This is a genomic window from Pseudomonas sp. P39-UII1 (assembly GCF_039672635.1).
Lineage (GTDB): Bacteria > Pseudomonadota > Gammaproteobacteria > Pseudomonadales > Pseudomonadaceae > Aquipseudomonas.
Genome location: NZ_JBDFPP010000006.1, coordinates 245,699 through 262,885, shown reverse-complemented (window position 1 = coordinate 262,885; position 17,187 = coordinate 245,699). Strand labels below are relative to the sequence as shown.

18 protein-coding genes are annotated in these 17,187 nt (G+C 62.0%); 10 read left to right on the top strand and 8 right to left on the bottom strand.

All coding sequences use genetic code 11. From position 1 onward, the window contains the following. Positions 1-279: 279 nt before the first annotated feature. Complete coding sequence (gene tyrS / locus ABEH27_RS11460; RefSeq protein WP_346613692.1) at positions 280-1,479, bottom strand: tyrosine--tRNA ligase; 1,200 nt, start codon at positions 1,477-1,479, stop codon at positions 280-282. Between the two features lie 215 nt (positions 1,480-1,694). On the opposite strand from tyrS, the gene ABEH27_RS11455 reads away from it, so the two are divergent. Together ABEH27_RS11455 and ABEH27_RS11450 are read left to right on the top strand one after the other, a co-directional pair. Then, on the top strand, positions 1,695-3,113 hold the full coding sequence (locus ABEH27_RS11455; protein WP_346613691.1) for a peptidoglycan DD-metalloendopeptidase family protein: 1,419 nt from the start codon (positions 1,695-1,697) through the stop codon (positions 3,111-3,113). A gap of 3 nt (positions 3,114-3,116) precedes the next feature. Further along, a complete protein-coding gene (locus ABEH27_RS11450) occupies positions 3,117-4,208 on the top strand; it encodes an anhydro-N-acetylmuramic acid kinase (protein WP_346613690.1) in 1,092 nt (363 codons plus the stop codon). A gap of 71 nt (positions 4,209-4,279) precedes the next feature. Here ABEH27_RS11450 and erpA read toward each other — a convergent pair whose 3' ends face one another. After that, positions 4,280-4,630 (bottom strand): iron-sulfur cluster insertion protein ErpA, encoded by a 351-nt coding sequence (gene erpA, locus ABEH27_RS11445; protein ID WP_346613689.1) that lies wholly within the window; start codon positions 4,628-4,630, stop codon positions 4,280-4,282. A 146-nt stretch (positions 4,631-4,776) separates the two neighbouring features. Beyond that, positions 4,777-5,811 (bottom strand): N-acetyl-gamma-glutamyl-phosphate reductase, encoded by a 1,035-nt coding sequence (argC, locus tag ABEH27_RS11440; protein WP_346613688.1) that lies wholly within the window; start codon positions 5,809-5,811, stop codon positions 4,777-4,779. 142 nt (positions 5,812-5,953) lie between these two features. On the opposite strand from argC, the gene hemJ reads away from it, so the two are divergent. The 6 genes from hemJ (at position 5,954) to ABEH27_RS11410 (ending at position 10,383) form a co-directional block, all read left to right on the top strand. Further along, entirely contained in the window at positions 5,954-6,379 is a 426-nt protein-coding gene (gene hemJ, locus ABEH27_RS11435; protein ID WP_346613687.1) for a protoporphyrinogen oxidase HemJ, read from the top strand. Positions 6,380-6,408: 29 nt separating this feature from the next. Next, the gene (locus ABEH27_RS11430) at positions 6,409-7,365 is read left to right on the top strand and encodes a nitronate monooxygenase family protein (RefSeq protein ID WP_346613686.1); all 957 of its coding nucleotides are present in this window, start codon (positions 6,409-6,411) and stop codon (positions 7,363-7,365) included. A 67-nt stretch (positions 7,366-7,432) separates the two neighbouring features. Beyond that, positions 7,433-8,215 (top strand): SDR family oxidoreductase, encoded by a 783-nt coding sequence (locus ABEH27_RS11425; protein WP_346613685.1) that lies wholly within the window; start codon positions 7,433-7,435, stop codon positions 8,213-8,215. A gap of 64 nt (positions 8,216-8,279) precedes the next feature. Further along, the gene (locus tag ABEH27_RS11420; protein ID WP_346613684.1) at positions 8,280-8,618 is read left to right on the top strand and encodes a histidine triad nucleotide-binding protein; all 339 of its coding nucleotides are present in this window, start codon (positions 8,280-8,282) and stop codon (positions 8,616-8,618) included. A gap of 66 nt (positions 8,619-8,684) precedes the next feature. Next, positions 8,685-9,332, top strand: coding sequence for a 2-polyprenyl-3-methyl-6-methoxy-1,4-benzoquinone monooxygenase (coq7, locus tag ABEH27_RS11415; protein ID WP_346613683.1), 648 nt, complete (start codon positions 8,685-8,687; stop codon positions 9,330-9,332). A gap of 10 nt (positions 9,333-9,342) precedes the next feature. Next, on the top strand, positions 9,343-10,383 hold the full coding sequence (locus tag ABEH27_RS11410) for a DUF2157 domain-containing protein (protein WP_346613682.1): 1,041 nt from the start codon (positions 9,343-9,345) through the stop codon (positions 10,381-10,383). Positions 10,384-10,422: 39 nt separating this feature from the next. Here the strand turns inward: ABEH27_RS11410 and ABEH27_RS11405 are convergent, their stop codons facing one another. Then, positions 10,423-10,845 carry an OsmC family protein gene (locus tag ABEH27_RS11405; protein ID WP_016715792.1) on the bottom strand — a complete coding sequence of 141 codons (423 nt, stop codon included), beginning with the start codon at positions 10,843-10,845 and terminating at the stop codon, positions 10,423-10,425. Between the two features lie 191 nt (positions 10,846-11,036). On the opposite strand from ABEH27_RS11405, the gene crp reads away from it, so the two are divergent. Then, on the top strand, positions 11,037-11,681 hold the full coding sequence (crp, locus tag ABEH27_RS11400; protein WP_346613681.1) for a cAMP-activated global transcriptional regulator CRP: 645 nt from the start codon (positions 11,037-11,039) through the stop codon (positions 11,679-11,681). Here crp and ABEH27_RS11395 read toward each other — a convergent pair. The 4 genes from ABEH27_RS11395 to ABEH27_RS11380 are packed head-to-tail and all read right to left on the bottom strand — an operon-like array spanning position 11,678 to position 14,921. Then, positions 11,678-12,382 (bottom strand): lipoate--protein ligase family protein, encoded by a 705-nt coding sequence (locus ABEH27_RS11395; RefSeq protein ID WP_346613680.1) that lies wholly within the window; start codon positions 12,380-12,382, stop codon positions 11,678-11,680. The genes crp and ABEH27_RS11395 overlap by 4 nt on opposite strands. Before the next feature lie 56 nt (positions 12,383-12,438). After that, the gene (gene trpC / locus ABEH27_RS11390; RefSeq protein ID WP_346613679.1) at positions 12,439-13,272 is read right to left on the bottom strand and encodes an indole-3-glycerol phosphate synthase TrpC; all 834 of its coding nucleotides are present in this window, start codon (positions 13,270-13,272) and stop codon (positions 12,439-12,441) included. Further along, on the bottom strand, positions 13,269-14,318 hold the full coding sequence (gene trpD / locus ABEH27_RS11385; protein ID WP_346613678.1) for an anthranilate phosphoribosyltransferase: 1,050 nt from the start codon (positions 14,316-14,318) through the stop codon (positions 13,269-13,271). Before trpD ends, trpC begins: the two co-directional genes overlap by 4 nt. Before the next feature lie 9 nt (positions 14,319-14,327). After that, positions 14,328-14,921, bottom strand: coding sequence for an aminodeoxychorismate/anthranilate synthase component II (locus tag ABEH27_RS11380; protein ID WP_346613677.1), 594 nt, complete (start codon positions 14,919-14,921; stop codon positions 14,328-14,330). Positions 14,922-15,293: 372 nt separating this feature from the next. On the opposite strand from ABEH27_RS11380, the gene estP reads away from it, so the two are divergent. After that, positions 15,294-17,183 (top strand): esterase EstP, encoded by a 1,890-nt coding sequence (gene estP, locus ABEH27_RS11375; RefSeq protein ID WP_346613676.1) that lies wholly within the window; start codon positions 15,294-15,296, stop codon positions 17,181-17,183. The last annotated feature ends 4 nt before the right edge of the window (positions 17,184-17,187 follow it).

Sequence of the window (17,187 nt, the reverse complement as noted above, 5' to 3'; positions counted from 1 at the left end):
GCCAGAGCGTCATCTACAGTACGGGCTCGATGCCCTAGGAGCGGCTCCGCTTCAAGACCTTCCCTCGATGATCAGTCGAGAACTTTCGCCTCTTGGGAGGCGAAAGTCGAGATACAAGGAGCGGCTTTAGCCGCGATGCGCCGCGTGGGCGGCGCTCGGTCTCAAGGGCGCCGAATCCTCAAAGCCAAGCACCTCTCAGCCCACCCACAAAACAAAGCGGGGAGGCCTTTCGGCCTCCCCGCTTTGTATATATAGCTACATAGCTACACCAACAGGCAATCACTCTGCCTTGAGGGTAACCCGGGCAAACGACTTCTTGCCTGCCTGGCACACATGGGTCGCGCCAATCGCAAACACAAAGTCACGATCAACCACCGCACCGTCGACCTTCACCGCACCACCATTGAGAAGATCACGCGCCATTGCCGAGTTTTTCACCAGGCCCGCCCGATTCAGCACAGCAGCGATCGGCAAGTTTTCAGCCGCCGCCACTTCGACCTCAGGCAGGTCTTCCGGCAACTCACCGTCCTTCATGCGATTACCCGCCGCACGGTGGGCATTGGCCGCCGCTTCTTCGCCGTGGAAACGCGCAACGATCTCTTCCGCCAGCTTGATCTTGATATCACGCGGGTTCGCGCCATTGGCGACATCGGCACGGAACTGATCGATCTCATCCATCGAACGGAAGCTCAGCAGTTCGAAATAGCGCCACATCAGCGTGTCCGGGATCGACACCAGCTTGCTGTACATCACCCCCGGCGCTTCCTGGATACCAACATAGTTGCCCAAGGATTTGGACATCTTCTTCACGCCATCCAGCCCTTCGAGCAGCGGCATGGTCACGATGTTCTGCGCTTCCTGGCCGTAGGAGCGCTGCAACTCGCGCCCCATCAGCAGGTTGAATTTCTGGTCGGTACCGCCCAACTCCACGTCAGCGTTCAGCGCCACCGAGTCGTACCCCTGCACCAGCGGGTACAGGAACTCGTGGATAGCAATTGGCTGGTTGGTGGTGTAACGCTTGTCGAAGTCATCACGCTCAAGCATGCGCGCCACGGTGTACTGCGACGCCAGGCGAATGAAGTCGGCCGGGGTCAGCGCGTCCATCCAGGTGGAGTTGAAGGCGACTTCGGTCTTGGCCGGGTCGAGAATCTTGAACACCTGCTGTTTATACGTCTCGGCGTTCTCCAGCACCTGCTCACGGGTCAGCGGCGGACGTGTGGCGCTCTTGCCGCTCGGGTCACCGATCATCCCGGTGAAGTCACCGATCAGGAAGATGACCTGATGGCCCAGCTCCTGGAACTGGCGCAGCTTGTTGATCAGCACGGTGTGCCCCAGGTGCAGGTCAGGCGCAGTCGGGTCGAAACCTGCCTTGATACGCAGAGGCTGGCCGCGCTTGAGCTTCTCCACCAGTTCCGACTCGACCAACACTTCTTCCGCACCGCGCTTGATAAGCGCCAGCTGCTCTTCAACCGACTTCATAGACAGACCCGCAAGGCTCAGATTCAAGGGGAGCCAACCATACAAGATCGGCCATCAAATACAAGTTTCGCAATGGAATGTGACCTGACCGCAGGCTTGCGGCGTCTACGCGCCCTTGCGTGAAAATGGATTTGGTTATATTTTATACAGTTATTTCATCTTCATCATGTCATTCATCTTTTCCATATTCATTTTTCTTCAAAAGTCACCTACCTATGACCAACGAAACGCCTAAAGCGCCCCCGCTTTATCCGAAAAGCCATCTGTTGGCCGCCAGCGGCATCGCCGCCCTGCTCAGCCTGGCCCTGCTGGTATTCCCGTCCAGCGAAGTCGAAGCCAAGAAGACCACCCTCAGCCTCGAACTGGAAAGCCCGGCCGAGCAGCTGAAGGACGAGTCCCAGGCCGCACCTCTGGTGCAGGGCCAAGCCGACCAGGGCTCACCTTTCGCACAGATCGAAGGCGGCGAAACACAGACCGAGCAAGCAGCCCAGGCAGCCCCAACCCCCGAAAAGAAGCCAGAGGCCAAGGAACCCGGGCACCGCGAAGTCACCGTGGCGCGTGGCGATACCCTTTCAACCCTGTTCGCCAAGGTAGGCCTGCCCGCCAATGCGGTGCACGACCTACTGGCCAGCAACAAGCAGGCCAAGCAGTTCAGCCAACTGAAGCATGGCCAGGTGCTGCAGATCGAACTCGACAAGGACGGTCAGCTTGCCAGCCTGCATAGCAAGGTCAGTAACCTTGAAACCATCCGCCTGACCAGGACCGCCAAGGGTTACACCTTCGATCGTGAAATCAGCAAGCCGGTGGTACGCACCGCTTACGCCCACGGTGTGATCAAGAGCTCGCTGTCCGCCTCGGCCCAACGCGCCGGCCTGTCGCACAGCATGACCATGGACATGGCCAAGGTGCTTGGCTACGACATCGACTTCGCTCAGGACATTCGTCCAGGCGACGAATTCGATGTCGTCTACGAGCAGAAGGTCATGGACGGCAAGGTGGTTGGCACCGGCAATATCCTGTCTGCCCGCTTCACCAACCGCGGCAAGACCTACACTGCGGTGCGCTACACCAACAAGCAGGGCAACTCCAGCTACTACACGGCCGACGGCAACAGCCTGCGCAAGGCGTTCATCCGTACGCCGGTAGATTTTGCCCGCATCAGTTCGCGCTTCTCCGCTGGCCGCAAGCACCCGATCCTGAACAAGATCCGCGCGCACAAGGGCGTCGATTACGCGGCCCCGCGCGGCACGCCGATCAAGGCAGCCGGCGACGGTCGCATCGAGCTCGCCGGCCGCCGCGGTGGCTACGGCAACACCGTGATCATCGCCCACGGCAACAGCTACAAGACGCTCTACGGGCACATGCAGGGCTTCGCCAAAGGCATCAAGACCGGCAGCAGCGTGAAACAGGGCCAGATCATCGGCTACATCGGCACCACCGGCCTTTCCACCGGCCCGCACCTGCACTATGAGTTCCAGGTCAACGGCGTGCACGTAGACCCACTGAGCCAGAAAGTGCCGATGTCCGACCCGATCGCCAAAGCCGAGCGCCAGCGTTTCCTGCAGCAGAGCCAGCCACTGATCGCGCGTATGGATCAGGAAAAGGCCACCATGCTCGCAGCGAACAAGCGCTGACGTATGCCGCTTTACCTGGGGGTAATGTCCGGCACCAGCCTCGATGGCCTGGACATCGCCTTGATCGAACAAGGCGAGCAGCTCGAACTGCTCGCCACGCATTACGTGCCGATGCCAAGCGACCTGCGTCAGCAATTGCTTGCCTTGTGCGCCAGCGGCCCTGACGAGATCGCGCGTGCCGCACTGGCGGAAAACCGCTGGGCCAACCTGGCGGGCGAAGGTATTCAGCAATTGCTGGCAAAGCAGGGTCTACCGGCTCATGCCATTCGCGCCATCGGCAGCCACGGCCAGACCATTCGCCATGAGCCTGCCCGAGGCTTCACCGTGCAGATCGGCAACCCGGCACTGCTCGCCGAGCTTACCGGCATCAGCGTGGTAGCCGACTTCCGCCGCCGCGATGTGGCGGCGGGCGGCCAGGGCGCACCGCTGGTGCCAGCTTTCCACGAGACGCTGTTCAACCACCTCGGCCAGCGCCTGGCTGTCCTTAATGTTGGCGGCTTCAGCAACCTCAGCCTGATCGAGCACGACAAGCCGGTACATGGCTTCGACTGCGGCCCAGGCAACGTGCTGCTGGATGCCTGGATCGAGCGCAAGCACGGCCAGGCTTATGATGCCGATGGTGCCTGGGCTGCCAGTGGCATTGTGCAGGCAGACCTGCTCAGCACCCTGCTGAGCGACCCGTTCTTCGCGGGCAGCGGCCCGAAGAGTACCGGCCGCGAAGTGTTCAACCTGGCCTGGCTGGATGGCCACCTCGCTCGGCTGCCGCACTACCGTGATCAGGATGTCCAGGCCACCCTGCTGGAGCTGACCGCGCAAAGCATCATCGAGTCCTTGCGTAACGCCCAACAAAGCACCGAAGCGCTACTGGTGTGCGGTGGCGGCGCGCGCAATGGTGCGTTGATGGCCCGCCTCGGCGCGCTGCTGCCCGATGCGCAGGTCGCCAGCACCGGGGCGCATGGCGTGGACCCGGACTGGGTCGAAGCCATGGCCTTTGCCTGGCTTGCCCATTGCTGCCTGCAAGGTATTCCCGCTAACCGCCCCAGCGTGACGGCAGCCAAGGGGTTACGCGTTCTCGGCGCGATCTACCCGGCCTGACCTTACAAGTACAGTGCAGGCCACAATGCAAAACGCCGCGCAATTGCGCGGCGTTTTCGTTCAACGCGGCGTCAAATCGAGAAAGACGACCCACAACCACAGGTAGTGGCTGCGTTAGGGTTCTTGATCACGAAGCGAGAACCTTCCAGGCCTTCCTGATAGTCCACCTCGGCGCCCGCCAGGTACTGGTAGCTCATGGGGTCAACCACCAGCGACACACCTTCGCGCTCGACGATGGTGTCATCTTCGGCCACATCCTCATCGAAGGTGAAACCGTACTGGAAGCCCGAGCAGCCACCGCCGGTCACGAAAACACGCAGTTTCAGACGATCATTGCCTTCCTCGGAAACCAGGGTCTTCACCTTTTGCGCGGCGCCGTGAGTGAATTCCAAAGCCGTGGGGGTGAAGGTTTCGACGCTCATGTTGATTCTCCCGGCGCAGTAGCCGCCATAAAACTCGATGACGCGCATTATCCGCTTCTCCGAGAAAATCGGTCAACAATTGTGCGGCTTTAGTCGCGGCAAACAAAAAGGCCCGCACGCGGCGGGCCTGTTCTACCGACAATCGCTTACGGCAGCAGACCAGCGTGGGACAGCCCCATGCGCTCGTCCAGGCCGAACAGGATGTTCAGGTTCTGCACGGCTTGGCCGGACGCGCCCTTGACCAGGTTGTCGATGACCGACAGCACCACCACCAGGTCACCCCCCTGCGGGCGATGAACGGCAATACGGCAGACGTTGGCGCCGCGCACACTGCGGGTTTCCGGGTGGCTGCCAGCGGGCATCACGTCGACGAACGGTTCGTCTGCATAACGCTTTTCGAACAGTGCCTGCAGGTCGACAGACGTGTCGGCGACGGTGGCGTACAGGGTCGAATGGATCCCGCGGATCATCGGGGTCAGGTGTGGCACGAAGGTCAGGCCGATGTCCTTGCCGGCAGCCAGGCGCAGGCCTTGACTGATTTCCGGCAGGTGACGGTGACCTTTGACCGCATAGGCCTTCATGCTCTCGCCTGCCTCACAGAACAGCGAGCCCACGGCAGCACCACGGCCAGCGCCACTGACGCCCGACTTGCAGTCGGCGATCAGCCGCGACGGGTCGGCAAGGCCGGCTTCGAGCAGCGGCAGGAAACCGAGCTGGGTCGCGGTCGGGTAACAACCCGGCACGGCAATCAGGCGCGCCTGGCGAATCTTCTCGCGGTTGACTTCAGGCAGGCCGTAGACCGCATCCTTGAGCAGCTCTGGGGCACCGTGCGGCTGGCCGTACCACCTGGCCCACTCGTCAGCGTCCTGCAGACGGAAGTCAGCCGACAGGTCGATGACCTTGGTGCCAGCAGCCAGCAACTCACCCGCGAGGGCATGGGCGACACCGTGCGGGGTAGCGAAGAACACCACGTCGCAGGCAGCCAGAGCCTTGCTGTCGGGCACACTGAATGCCAGGCCGTCATAGTGGCCGCGCAGGTTCGGATACATGTCGGCGACCGCCACGCCCGCCTCGGAACGCGAAGTGATGACCGCCACTTCGGCCTGTGGATGCTGTGCCAGCAGACGCAACAGTTCGACGCCGGTGTAACCCGTGCCGCCGACGATACCGACCTTGATCATAACGCTTGCCCCTTATCAACGAGCCGTCTGGAAAGCGCACGATAATAGGGGCGCAAGGCGCCTGTAACAACTCTTCGGGTGACCCTTCGGGTGCTTGGCCTCTACTATCTGACGACCGTGAATACCTGAAGGAACTCTCTCCATGCTTTACCTATGGATCAAAGCGCTGCACATCGTCAGCGTGGTCTGCTGGTTCGCCGGCCTGTTCTACCTGCCACGGCTGTTCGTCTACCACGCCCAGAGCCAGGACAGCATCAGCCAGGAACGCTTCACGACCATGGAGCGCAAGCTGTATCGCGGCATCATGAACCCGGCGATGATCGCCACCTATGTGTTCGGCGCCTGGATGCTCTACCTCACCCCGGGCTGGCTGAGCCAAGGCTGGCTGCACGCCAAGCTCACCCTGGTAATCCTGCTCACCGGCTACCATCACATCTGTGGCGCCCAGCGCAAACGCTTCGCCAACGGAACCAACACCCGCAGCCATGTGTACTACCGCTGGTTCAACGAGGTCCCGGTGCTGATCCTGCTGGGCATCGTAATTCTCGTGGTGGTCAAACCGTTCTGACGATAACCATCCTGCACCGGAGCCTCGCCATGTCCCTGCCCGCCTCGCTTGAACAACGCCTGCGCTTGCCCGTCGTAGCTGCGCCGATGTTCCTGATATCCAACCCCGGGTTGGTCCTGGCCTGCTGCGGCAGCGGCGTGGTCGGCAGCTTCCCCGCCCTGAACCAGCGCGACAGCGCCGGTTTCAAGGCTTGGCTTGAAGAGATCGAAGCGGGCCTGGCGCAGTTGCAGGCGCCAGCACCGTATGCGGTCAACCTGATCGTCCATCCCACCAACCCGCGCCTGCAGGCTGACCTGGCACTGTGCGTCGAGCATCGCGTGCCGATTGTCATCACCAGCCTCGGCGCCGTGAAGGAGGTGGTGGATGCCGTCCACAGCTATGGCGGCCTGGTGTTCCATGACGTAACTACCCGGCGCCATGCCGAGAAAGCCGCCGAGGCGGGTGTCGATGGTCTGATCGCCGTTGCGGCGGGTGCCGGTGGGCATGCGGGCACCTGGAGCCCGTTCGCCCTGGTAGCTGAAATACGCCAGTTCTTCGACAAGACATTGCTGCTGGCCGGTTGCATCAACCATGGGCATGAGGTTCTTGCCGCTCAATTGCTGGGGGCGGACCTTGCGTACATGGGTACCCGCTTCATCGCTACCCAGGAAAGCCATGCGCAGGATGCCTATAAACAGATGCTGCTCGGCGCCCATGCTGCGGACATTGTCCACACCCCGGCGGTGTCGGGCATCCCGGCCAGCTTCCTGCGCCCGAGCCTGGAACGTGCCGGCTATGACATGGCCGCACTGAAAAACGCCACTGAGCAGGGCAAACTCAAACCCATCGACGATGAAGCCAAGGCCTGGAAGACGGTATGGTCCGCTGGCCAAGGTGTCGGCGATATACATGACCTTCCCTCTGCCACGGCGCTGATCGAGCGCCTGCACGGCGAGTACCAGGCAGCCCTGAAACACAGCAAATCGATGTGCACCAAGGCCTCGTAGCAAAACGCAACACCTTGCTTGGCCAAGCTGTACACTAGGCGCCCTCTTTAGCCCCCAGGAGCCTTGCATGACCCGTTACGCCATGATCACTGGTGCTTCCAGCGGCCTGGGCCTGGCCCTGGCGGAAGCCCTGGCGCGGCGCGGGCGCAACTTGATCCTGGTGGCACGCCATCGCGAAACGCTTGAACCCGTGGCCATCGAGCTGACCCAGCGCTTCGGCGTCGAAGTACTGTTCCGCGCTTGCGACCTGAGCCAGCCGCTGCGCCTGTCCGGCTTTGTGCTGGAACTGGAAGAAGGCGAGCGGCGCATCGACCTGCTGGTCAACTGCGCCGGCCAGCGAACCTATGGCCCGTTCCTCGCCCACGAATGGGCAGACGAGCAAGACCTGCTGGAGGTCAACATCCTTGCCATGAGCCGGCTGTGCCATGCCATCGGCAACCTTATGGCGGTCCAGGGCGGCGGGCAGATCCTCAATGTCGCAGGCCTGGCCGCCTTCGCACCCGGCCCCTCGATGGCCACCTATGCTGCCAGCAAAGCTTACGTGCTGAACTTCAGCGAAGCCTTGCGCGAAGAGCTCAAGCCCACCGGCATCAAGGTTTCAGTCCTGTGCCCAGGCCCGGTGCGCGCTTCGCGCCGGCCCATTCCCAGGCTCGATGGCAACAGCCGCTGCCTGAGCCCGGAGGAAGTGGCGCTGTATACCGTACGCGCGCTGGCCAAGAACCGTGCGCTGATCATGCCGGTGCGGCGTAACCAGTGGCTGGCCTTCGCGCCGCGCCTGTTGCCCCGCTGGCTGACGCGCAAGCTTGCAGGCTTCATCCACCGCCGCTACTGCCCGGTCGGAATGGAATAGCCACTGGGCGAGTGGCGCCTGGCTCAGTACACTCGGCCGGGACCCTCACCATGGAGCAAGTGCTGTGGACGATTTATTCATCAAGATCATCAACCGGGAGATCCCGGCCAAGATCATCTACGAGGACGACCAGGTTCTGGCGTTCCACGATATCGCGCCCCAGGCGCCGGTGCATTTTCTGGTCATCCCGAAAAAACACATCCGTACCCTCAATGACCTGACCGAGGACGATAAGGGCCTTGCCGGTCATATCCTGTTCACCGCCCAGCGCCTGGCCAAGGAACTTGGCTGCGATGATGGCTTCCGCGTGGTCATGAACTGCAACGAGCAAGGTGGGCAGACCGTCTACCACATCCATATGCACGTGCTCGGCCAACGCCTGATGCACTGGCCACCGGGCTGACCCAAGGCAAGCCCGCCTCGGGCGATTGAGGTAAACTGTCGGGCATCACTTCAGCGGAGGTGCCCGATGGCTACCGAACGTCACTATTCGCCGCTCGACCGCTTGTTGCTGCAGGCCGATACCGCCATGCGCACCTTGCTGCCTTTCAGCGGCCAACCGTCCCGGCCGTCGCCGGCCATCGTCCAGCCGGACGTCGAACTGGACGACAGCCAGACCCGGCACATTGCCGGGCTCATGCGCATCAACCATACCGGCGAAGTCTGCGCCCAGGCGCTGTATCAGGGCCAGGCCCTGACCGCCAAATTGCCGCAGGTGCGCAAGGCAATGGAACACGCTGCCGAAGAAGAAATCGACCACCTGGCCTGGTGCGAACAGCGTATCCGCCAGCTAGGCAGCCACCCGAGCGTGCTCAACCCTTTGTTCTACGGGATGTCGTTCGGCATCGGCGCCCTCGCCGGCCTGGTCAGCGACAAGGTCAGCCTGGGCTTCGTCGCTGCCACTGAGCATCAGGTGTGCAAACACCTGGACGAGCACTTGGAGCAAATCCCCGACGAGGACGAGAAGTCCCGCGCCATTCTCGAACAGATGCGGGTGGATGAAGAGCAACATGCCGAGTCGGCCCTCGAAGCCGGCGGTTATCGCTTCCCCGCGCCCGTCCGCTTTGGCATGAGCATGCTGGCCAAGGTCATGACCAAGAGCACCTACCGCATCTAAGGGCACGCCCATGACGGACCGTATCGACGCCAAGGACCTGGCGCGCGCCGTGCAAGCCGGCATTCTCCAGCCGGGCCAGGATCAGGCCCTGCTGGACTTTCTGCGCCAGCAGCCAGCCACGCGGGGCAGTTTCCAACTGAGCCACGTCGCTTTCTACTTCGGCGCCCTGCTGATCATGGGAGCGATGGGCTGGCTACTCACCGAAGCCTGGATGCGCATCGGCGATTGGGCACTGCTGGGCACGGCCGCGCTTTACATCGCCCTGCTCACCACCTTCGCCCTCAGCCTGCAAAGGCGCCAGCAGCCTATCGCCGCTGGTGTGTTGGCGGCGGTTGCGGTGAGCATCGTGCCTTTGGCGGTCTTCGCCATCGAACGCCTGGCCGGATGGTGGCCGCTGGATGATCGGCAAACGGACTATCACCAGTACTACACCTACGTGCAGGGCGGCTGGCTGGTGATGGAAGCGGCCACGGTGGTCGCCGGTCTGCTGATGCTGCGCTTGATCCCGTACCCGTTCATCGTGATGCCGATTGCCATCGCGCTGTGGTTCATGTCGATGGACCTTAGCGAATGGGTGTTCGGCTCGCCGTTCAGCTGGGAGCAGCGGCGCACGGTTTCGCTGTGGTTCGGGCTTGGGCTGCTGCTGGTGTTTCTGGTGGTCGACGGCCGTACCCGTGAGGACTATGCCCACTGGGGTTACCTGGCAGGGCTCGCGGCGTTCTGGGGTGGGCTGACAATGATGGAAAGCGACAGTGAACTGGGCAAGGCGTTGTATTGCCTGGTCAACCTTGCGCTGATGGCCATGGCGGTGCTGCTACGCAGGCCGCTGTTCATGGTGTTCGGAGCGTTGGGGGTGGCGGCTTATCTGGGCTATCTGTCTTACGAGGTGTTTGCCGAATCGCTGCTGTTCCCGGTGGTGGTGACGCTGATCGGGCTGGGGGTCATTGGTTTGGGGCTGGCGTATCAGAAGCGCCGGGAGCACTTGAGCCAGTCAGTGCGACGTCGCGTACCAAGCTGGTTGATGGCCGCTCTGCCTGCCTTGCGCAACTGAGGATCGCCGGGGCCACTGCGCGGCCCCGGACAAGCGGAGTCAACCCAGCTCTACAATCTCGTAGCCGTGGGTAATTTCCACACCGGCGCGCTCCAGCATGATCGACGCCGAGCAGTATTTCTCGGCCGACAGTTCCACCGCACGCTTGACCTGCGCTTCTTTCAGCGCACGGCCCTTCACCACGAAATTCATGTGGATCTTGGTGAAAACCTTCGGGTCTTCGCTGGCGCGCTCGGCTTCCAGGAAGGCTTCACAGCTTTCCACGGCCTGGCGCGATTTTTTCAGGATGCTCACCACGTCGAAGCTGCTGCAGCCACCCAGGCCGAGCAAGAGCATTTCCATAGGGCGCACGCCCAGGTTACGACCGCCAGCTTCGGGCGGGCCATCCATCACCACGACGTGGCCGCTCCCCGATTCGCCGAGGAACATCGCTTCACCGGCCCACTGGATGCGTGCCTTCATCTGTCCATACTCCTGGATTTCGCAAAAGGGTGTCAGCTTAAGCCTTGTATGGCTGTCGGAAAAGCTCAACACGCGTCGCAATTGTGCCGAAACATCCTGCAGTGTCTGATAAGCTGGCGCCAATTGGCTGACGCGTCGCGTCAGCCAACCTCAAACAAGAGCCTATGCGTCGCATCGAACAGGATTTCGTGATGGTTGCCTCAGCCCTACCCGCCAAGATCAAGAACATCGACAAGCTGCTGGTGCACTGCCAGCGCCGCCGCTACACCGCCAAGAGCAACATCATCTGCGCCGGTGACCGAGCCGAAACGCTGTCGTTCATCCTCAAGGGTTCAGTCACCATCATCATCGAAGATGACGAAGGCCACGAGATGATCATCGCCTACCTCAACAATGGCGATTTCTTTGGTGAGCTAGGCCTGTTCGAAACGGCGGGCAGCGACCAGCAACGCAGCGCCTGGGTGCGCGCCAAGACCGAATGCGAAGTGGCGGAAATCAGCTACGACAAGTTCCGCGACCTGGCCCGGCAAGACCCGGACATCCTCTACGCCCTCGGCAGCCAGATGGCCCAACGCCTGCGCAACACCACACGCAAGGTCGGCGACCTGGCCTTCTTCGACGTTACTGGCCGGGTTGCCCGCTGCCTGCTTGACCTGTGCAAACAGCCGGACGCCATGACCCACCCGGACGGCATGCAAATCAAGATAACCCGTCAGGAAATTGGCCGTATTGTCGGTTGCTCGCGGGAAATGGTCGGCCGCGTCCTCAAGGACCTCGAGGAACGCAGCCTGGTCCAGGTCAAGGGCAAGACCATGGTGGTCTACGGTACCCGTTAATCTTTTGGCAGGTTCGCCAGTACTTCTTCGTAGGCCTGCGACAGGCGCTCGAACCAGGGCGCCTGGGGTGCCACTTCATGCAGGGCGATGTGGCTGTCGGCACGGCAGCGCTGCTCTAGTTCGCAACACTCATTGAAACGGTTGACCGCAGCCACCATCGACTCTCGCTCGTTATCCAGCAACAACGCACCGTGCACCAGTACCACCGGCCGCTTGCCACCCAGGCCCTGGCGCCAGCGCTGGGCGGTGCCGACCAACTTGCGGCCATTGAGGTTGACGTTGAAGCGGCCATCGCAGAAGGCACCGTCGATTTCGCCGACCGAAGCCACACCCCCCCACTCGCGCAGCACATCGCACAACGGCAGGCACAGGCGCTCGTAAGCGTTTTCGATGCGGCCGTGGTCGCCCTCGCTGCGCGGCGCTACGTACACCAGCGCCACATTCACCGTGGCATGCGACTGCGGCACCGGCTCGCCACCGGTTTCGCGAAGCAGCACTGGCCAGCCAGCGATCGCCAGCTCCGAACAGGCCGCTTCGAAGTTGTCCAGCCGGCTCATGCGCCGGGGCATGACCAGGGCATGGTCAGTCGGGCGCCAAAACAGCACGCCGTAGTCGCGTTCACCGCGGCATACCGCTGCCAGCAGGTCCTGTTCGGCGTGCAGGCCTTGTTCGACGGTCAAAGCCAGGGGTTGGTCAGTCATTGGCCACCTTTGATTCAGGCAAACAAAAAAGCCGGCAAAAGCCGGCTTCGTCTTGATCAGTCCAGTTGCTGAACAGTCTTCTTCACCTGGTCCGGGAAGAACAACCGCTGCAATTCCAGCCCCGGTTGCTCCGCCCGCATAAACGCCTCACCCACCAGGAACGAATAGACCTCGTTGATCGCCATCAATTCGACATCGGCACGGTTGAGAATGCCGCTCTCGGTAATGGCCAGGCGGTCACGCGGGATGCGTGGCAGCAGGTCGAGTGTGGTGTCCAGGCTGACTTCGAACGTATGCAGGTTGCGGTTGTTGACACCCACCAGTGGTGTGTCGAGGGTTTTCAACGCACGCTCCAGTTCATCGCCATCGTGCACTTCAACCAGTACATCAAGGCCGACATCCTTGGCCGTAGCAGCCAGCTCGGCCATCTTCACGTCGTCCAGCGCCGATACGATCAGCAGCACACAGTCGGCACCCAGGGCACGGGCCTCGACGATCTGGTAAGGGTCGACCATGAAGTCCTTGCGGATCACAGGCAGCGAAACAGCGGTACGTGCCTGCTGAAGGTACTCATCCGCCCCCTGGAAGTAGTCCACGTCGGTCAGCACCGACAGGCAGGTCGCCCCGCCCTTCTCATAGCTGACGGCAATTTCCGACGGCACGAAGTTCTCGCGGATGACACCCTTGCTCGGCGAGGCCTTCTTGATTTCGGCGATCACTGCAGGCTGCTTGCGCTTGGCCTGCTCGATCAACGCATTGGCAAAGCCGCGTGGCGCATCGGCCTGCTTGGCAAGCTGCTCCAGCTGGGCAAGGCTGACGCGCGCGCTGCGCTCGGCCACTTCCTGAAACTTGCGGGCGATGATCCGTTCCAGCACCGTCGGGACACTCATGCTTCGTTCTCCACCTTGAATACCGCCGTAAATGCACCCAGCTCCTGCAGCTTCTCCCAGGCCAGCCCGGTATGCAGTACGTCGTGGGCGAGTTCAACACCCTGCGCCAGGGTCATTGCATGGTCGGCGGCATACAGGGCCGCGCCCGCGTTGAGCACGATCATTTCTGCAGCCTTCTGGCCGTTTTCGGTCTTGCGCCGGCCCAGCGCATCACGGATGAGCTCCAGCGATGCCTGTGGGTTCTCGACCGCCAGGCCATGCAGGCTCTGGCTCTTCATGCCGAGGTCTTCCGGCTCGACCCAGTATTCAGTGATCTGGTCATTTTTCAGCTCAGCGACGAAGGTGGGTGCCGCCAGGCTGAATTCGTCCAGGCCATCCTTCGAATGCACCACCAGCACATGCTTGCTGCCCAGGCGTTGCAGCACTTCGGCCAGAGGGCGGCACAGCGCCTGGCTGAACACGCCAACCACCTGGTGCTTCACACCGGCCGGATTCGTAAGCGGGCCAAGCATGTTGAACAGGGTGCGCAGCCCCAGGTCGCGACGCGGGCCGGCGGCATGTTTCATAGCGGAGTGATGGCTCTGGGCGAACATGAAACCGATGCCCAGGCTGTCGATGCAGCGCGCGACCTGCACCGGCGTCAGGTTCAGGTAGATACCGGCGGCTTCCAGCAGGTCGGCACTGCCGCTCTTGCCGGATACCGCGCGGTTTCCATGCTTGGCCACGGTGCAGCCCGCCGCCGCCAGGACGAACGAGGAGGCAGTGGAAACGTTGAAGATGTTGGCACCATCACCGCCGGTGCCAACGATGTCGACGACGCCATCGAGGCTTTTCAGCTCGACCTTGTCGGCCAGTTCGCGCATCACCGACACCGCACCGACGATCTCATCGATGCTTTCGCTTTTCATGCGCATGCCCATGAGGAAGGCACCGATCTGCGCCTCGCTGCACTGGCCGGTCATGATCTGGCGCATGATGTCGCGCATTTCTTCGGTGGAAAGGTCCAGTTGGCCGACGATACGGCTCAACGCGCTCTTGATATCCATGCTCGGTCCTTAGCGGCGGCCGCCGGTCTGCTTGAGGAAGTTGGCGAACAGCTCGTGGCCCTGCTCGGTCAGGATGGACTCGGGGTGGAACTGCACCCCTTCAATATTCAGGGTCTTGTGACGCAGGCCCATGATCTCGTCGACCGAACCGTCGTCATGGGCTGTCCAGGCGGTCACCTCCAGGCAATCAGGCAGCGTTTCGCGCTTGACCACCAGGGAATGGTAGCGGGTTACGGTAAGTGGGTTGTTGAGGCCGGCGAACACGCCCAGGTCACGGTGGTATACCGGGCTGGTCTTGCCATGCATCACCTGGCGGGCCCGGACGACATCACCACCAAAGGCTTGGCCAATGGACTGGTGGCCCAGGCATACACCAAGAATCGGCAGCTTGCCGGCGAAATGCAGGATGGCTTCGATTGAAACACCGGCTTCGCTCGGTGTGCACGGGCCAGGCGAGACGACAATGCGCTCAGGGTTGAGGGCTTCGATCTCGGCAACGGTGATTTCGTCGTTGCGCATGACCTTGACGTCGGCACCCAACTCGCCAAGGTATTGCACGACGTTGTAAGTGAATGAGTCGTAATTGTCGATCATCAGTAACATCAGGCTAAACCTCTAGAATCTACTGACTTTAAAAGTCGAACCTTCCTACGCCATAAACAGACACGGCGCTGCCACTAAGGGCGCTCGAAAACGGACAGGAAGGCATACAGGGACGGGCCGGCGGGCCGGCAAGAGATAAAGTCAGGCGCGCCAACGCCAACGGGCGTGGGCCTTGATAACGCGCATCAAGAGTTTGCTGACGATCAACACGGGATAGGTCTCGCTCATACTTGCAGGCACAGTAGCCTACCGGGGCGGCGGGCGCAATATGCCGGTAAACACACGAAACGAATGGACTTGGGAACTATGCCCCGCGATTTGCTATGGTCGCTCGGGTTGTTCTCCAAAAAACAATGAAAAGGATGTTCATCGATGCGAAAACCACCGTTATTGCGCTTTACCGTGGCTACATTGGCGCTGGCGTGCAGCCAGGCGTTCGCTGCCCCCTCCCCTTACTCGAGCATGATCGTGTTCGGTGACAGCCTGGCCGATGCCGGGCAGTTTCCCGACCTGAGCGGCGGCACGGCGGGCACGCGGTTTACCAATCGTGACGAGAATGGCAACTTCGCACCTGTCTCACCGATGATTCTTGGCGGGCGATTGGGCGTAAGCCCGGATGATCTGAACCCGTCCACGTCCCTAGGGATACGCCCCGATGGCAACAACTGGGCCGTGGGTGGCTACACTACCCAGCAGATTCTCGATTCCATCACGCAGACTTCCCAGCTCGTCGTTCCTCCCGGCACCAACGGTGCTGGGGCCGTACTTCGAGAGCGCCCCGGCTACCTGGCAAACGGCCTGCGCGCCGACCCCAACGCGCTCTATTACCTGACCGGCGGTGGTAACGATTTTCTGCAGGGCTTGGTAAACAGCCCTGCCGACGCCGCGGCCGCAGGCTCACGCCTGGCCGCCAGCGCCCAGGCCCTGCAACAAGGTGGGGCGCGCTACATCATGGTCTGGCTGCTCCCGGACCTTGGCCAGACACCGAACTTCAGCGGCACCCCGCAACAAAACCCGCTGTCGCAGCTGTCCGCCGTGTTCAACCAGGCATTGGTCGGCCAACTGGGCCAGATCGACGCCGAGATCATCCCGCTGAACATTCCGGTGCTGCTGAGCGAAGCCGTGGCCAACCCGACGCAGTTCGGCCTGGCCAGCGGCCAGAACCTGATCGGCACTTGCTACAGCGGCGACAGTTGCGTGGAAAACCCGGTGTACGGCATCAACGGCAGCAACCCCGACCCAACCAAGCTACTGTTCGATGATTCGGTGCACCCGACCATCGCCGGCCAGCAGTTGATTGCGGACTATGGCTACTCGATCCTTTCCGCCCCTTGGGAGCTGACGCTGCTGCCGGAAATGGCCCACGCCAGCCTGCGCGCGCACCAGGACGAGCTGCGCAACCAGTGGCAGGCACCCTGGCAAGCGGTCGGCCAATGGCAGGCCTTTGTCGCCACCGGTGCGCAAGACCTGGATTTCGACAGCCAGCGCAGTGCGGCCAATGCCGACGGGCGCGGCTATAACCTGACCCTGGGGGGCAGCTACCGGCTCAACGACGCATGGCGGGTCGGGCTTGCCGGTGGTGTCTATCGGCAGAAACTGGAGGCAGGTGAACAGGACTCGGACTATAAGCTCGACAGCTACCTGGCCAGCGCCTTCGCCCAGTTCCGTCACGACCGTTGGTGGGCCGACGCTGCGCTGAGCGCCGGGCACCTGGATTACCGCGACCTCAAGCGCACGTTCGCACTGGGTGTGAATGACCGCAGCGAGAAAGGCGACAGCAATGGCGAAGCCTGGGCGGTGACGGGCCGGCTGGGCTATAACCTGGCGCCCGACAGCAGCACCTGGCAACTGGCGCCATTCGTCAGTGCCGACTATGCGCGGGTCAAAGTCGATGGCTATGACGAAAAGAGTGGGCGCTCCACGGCGCTGGGCTTCGACGACCAGGAGCGCACCTCGCGGCGCTTGGGCGCAGGCCTGCTGGGCAGTGTGCAGCTGGTGCCGGGTACGCGGGTGTTCGCCGAGGTGGCGCGCGAGCATGAGTTCGAGGATGACCAGCAGGACGTGACGATGCACCTGACGACACTGCCGGACAATGACTTCACGCTTACCGGATATACCCCAAACAGCAATCTGACCCGCGCCAGCCTGGGGCTGAGCCATGAGCTGGTGGCCGGGGTGCATTTGCGAGGGAACTACAGCTGGCGCAAGAGTGATGAGTTGACCCAGCAAGGGGTCAGCCTGGGGATAACCCTGGATTTCTAAGCCA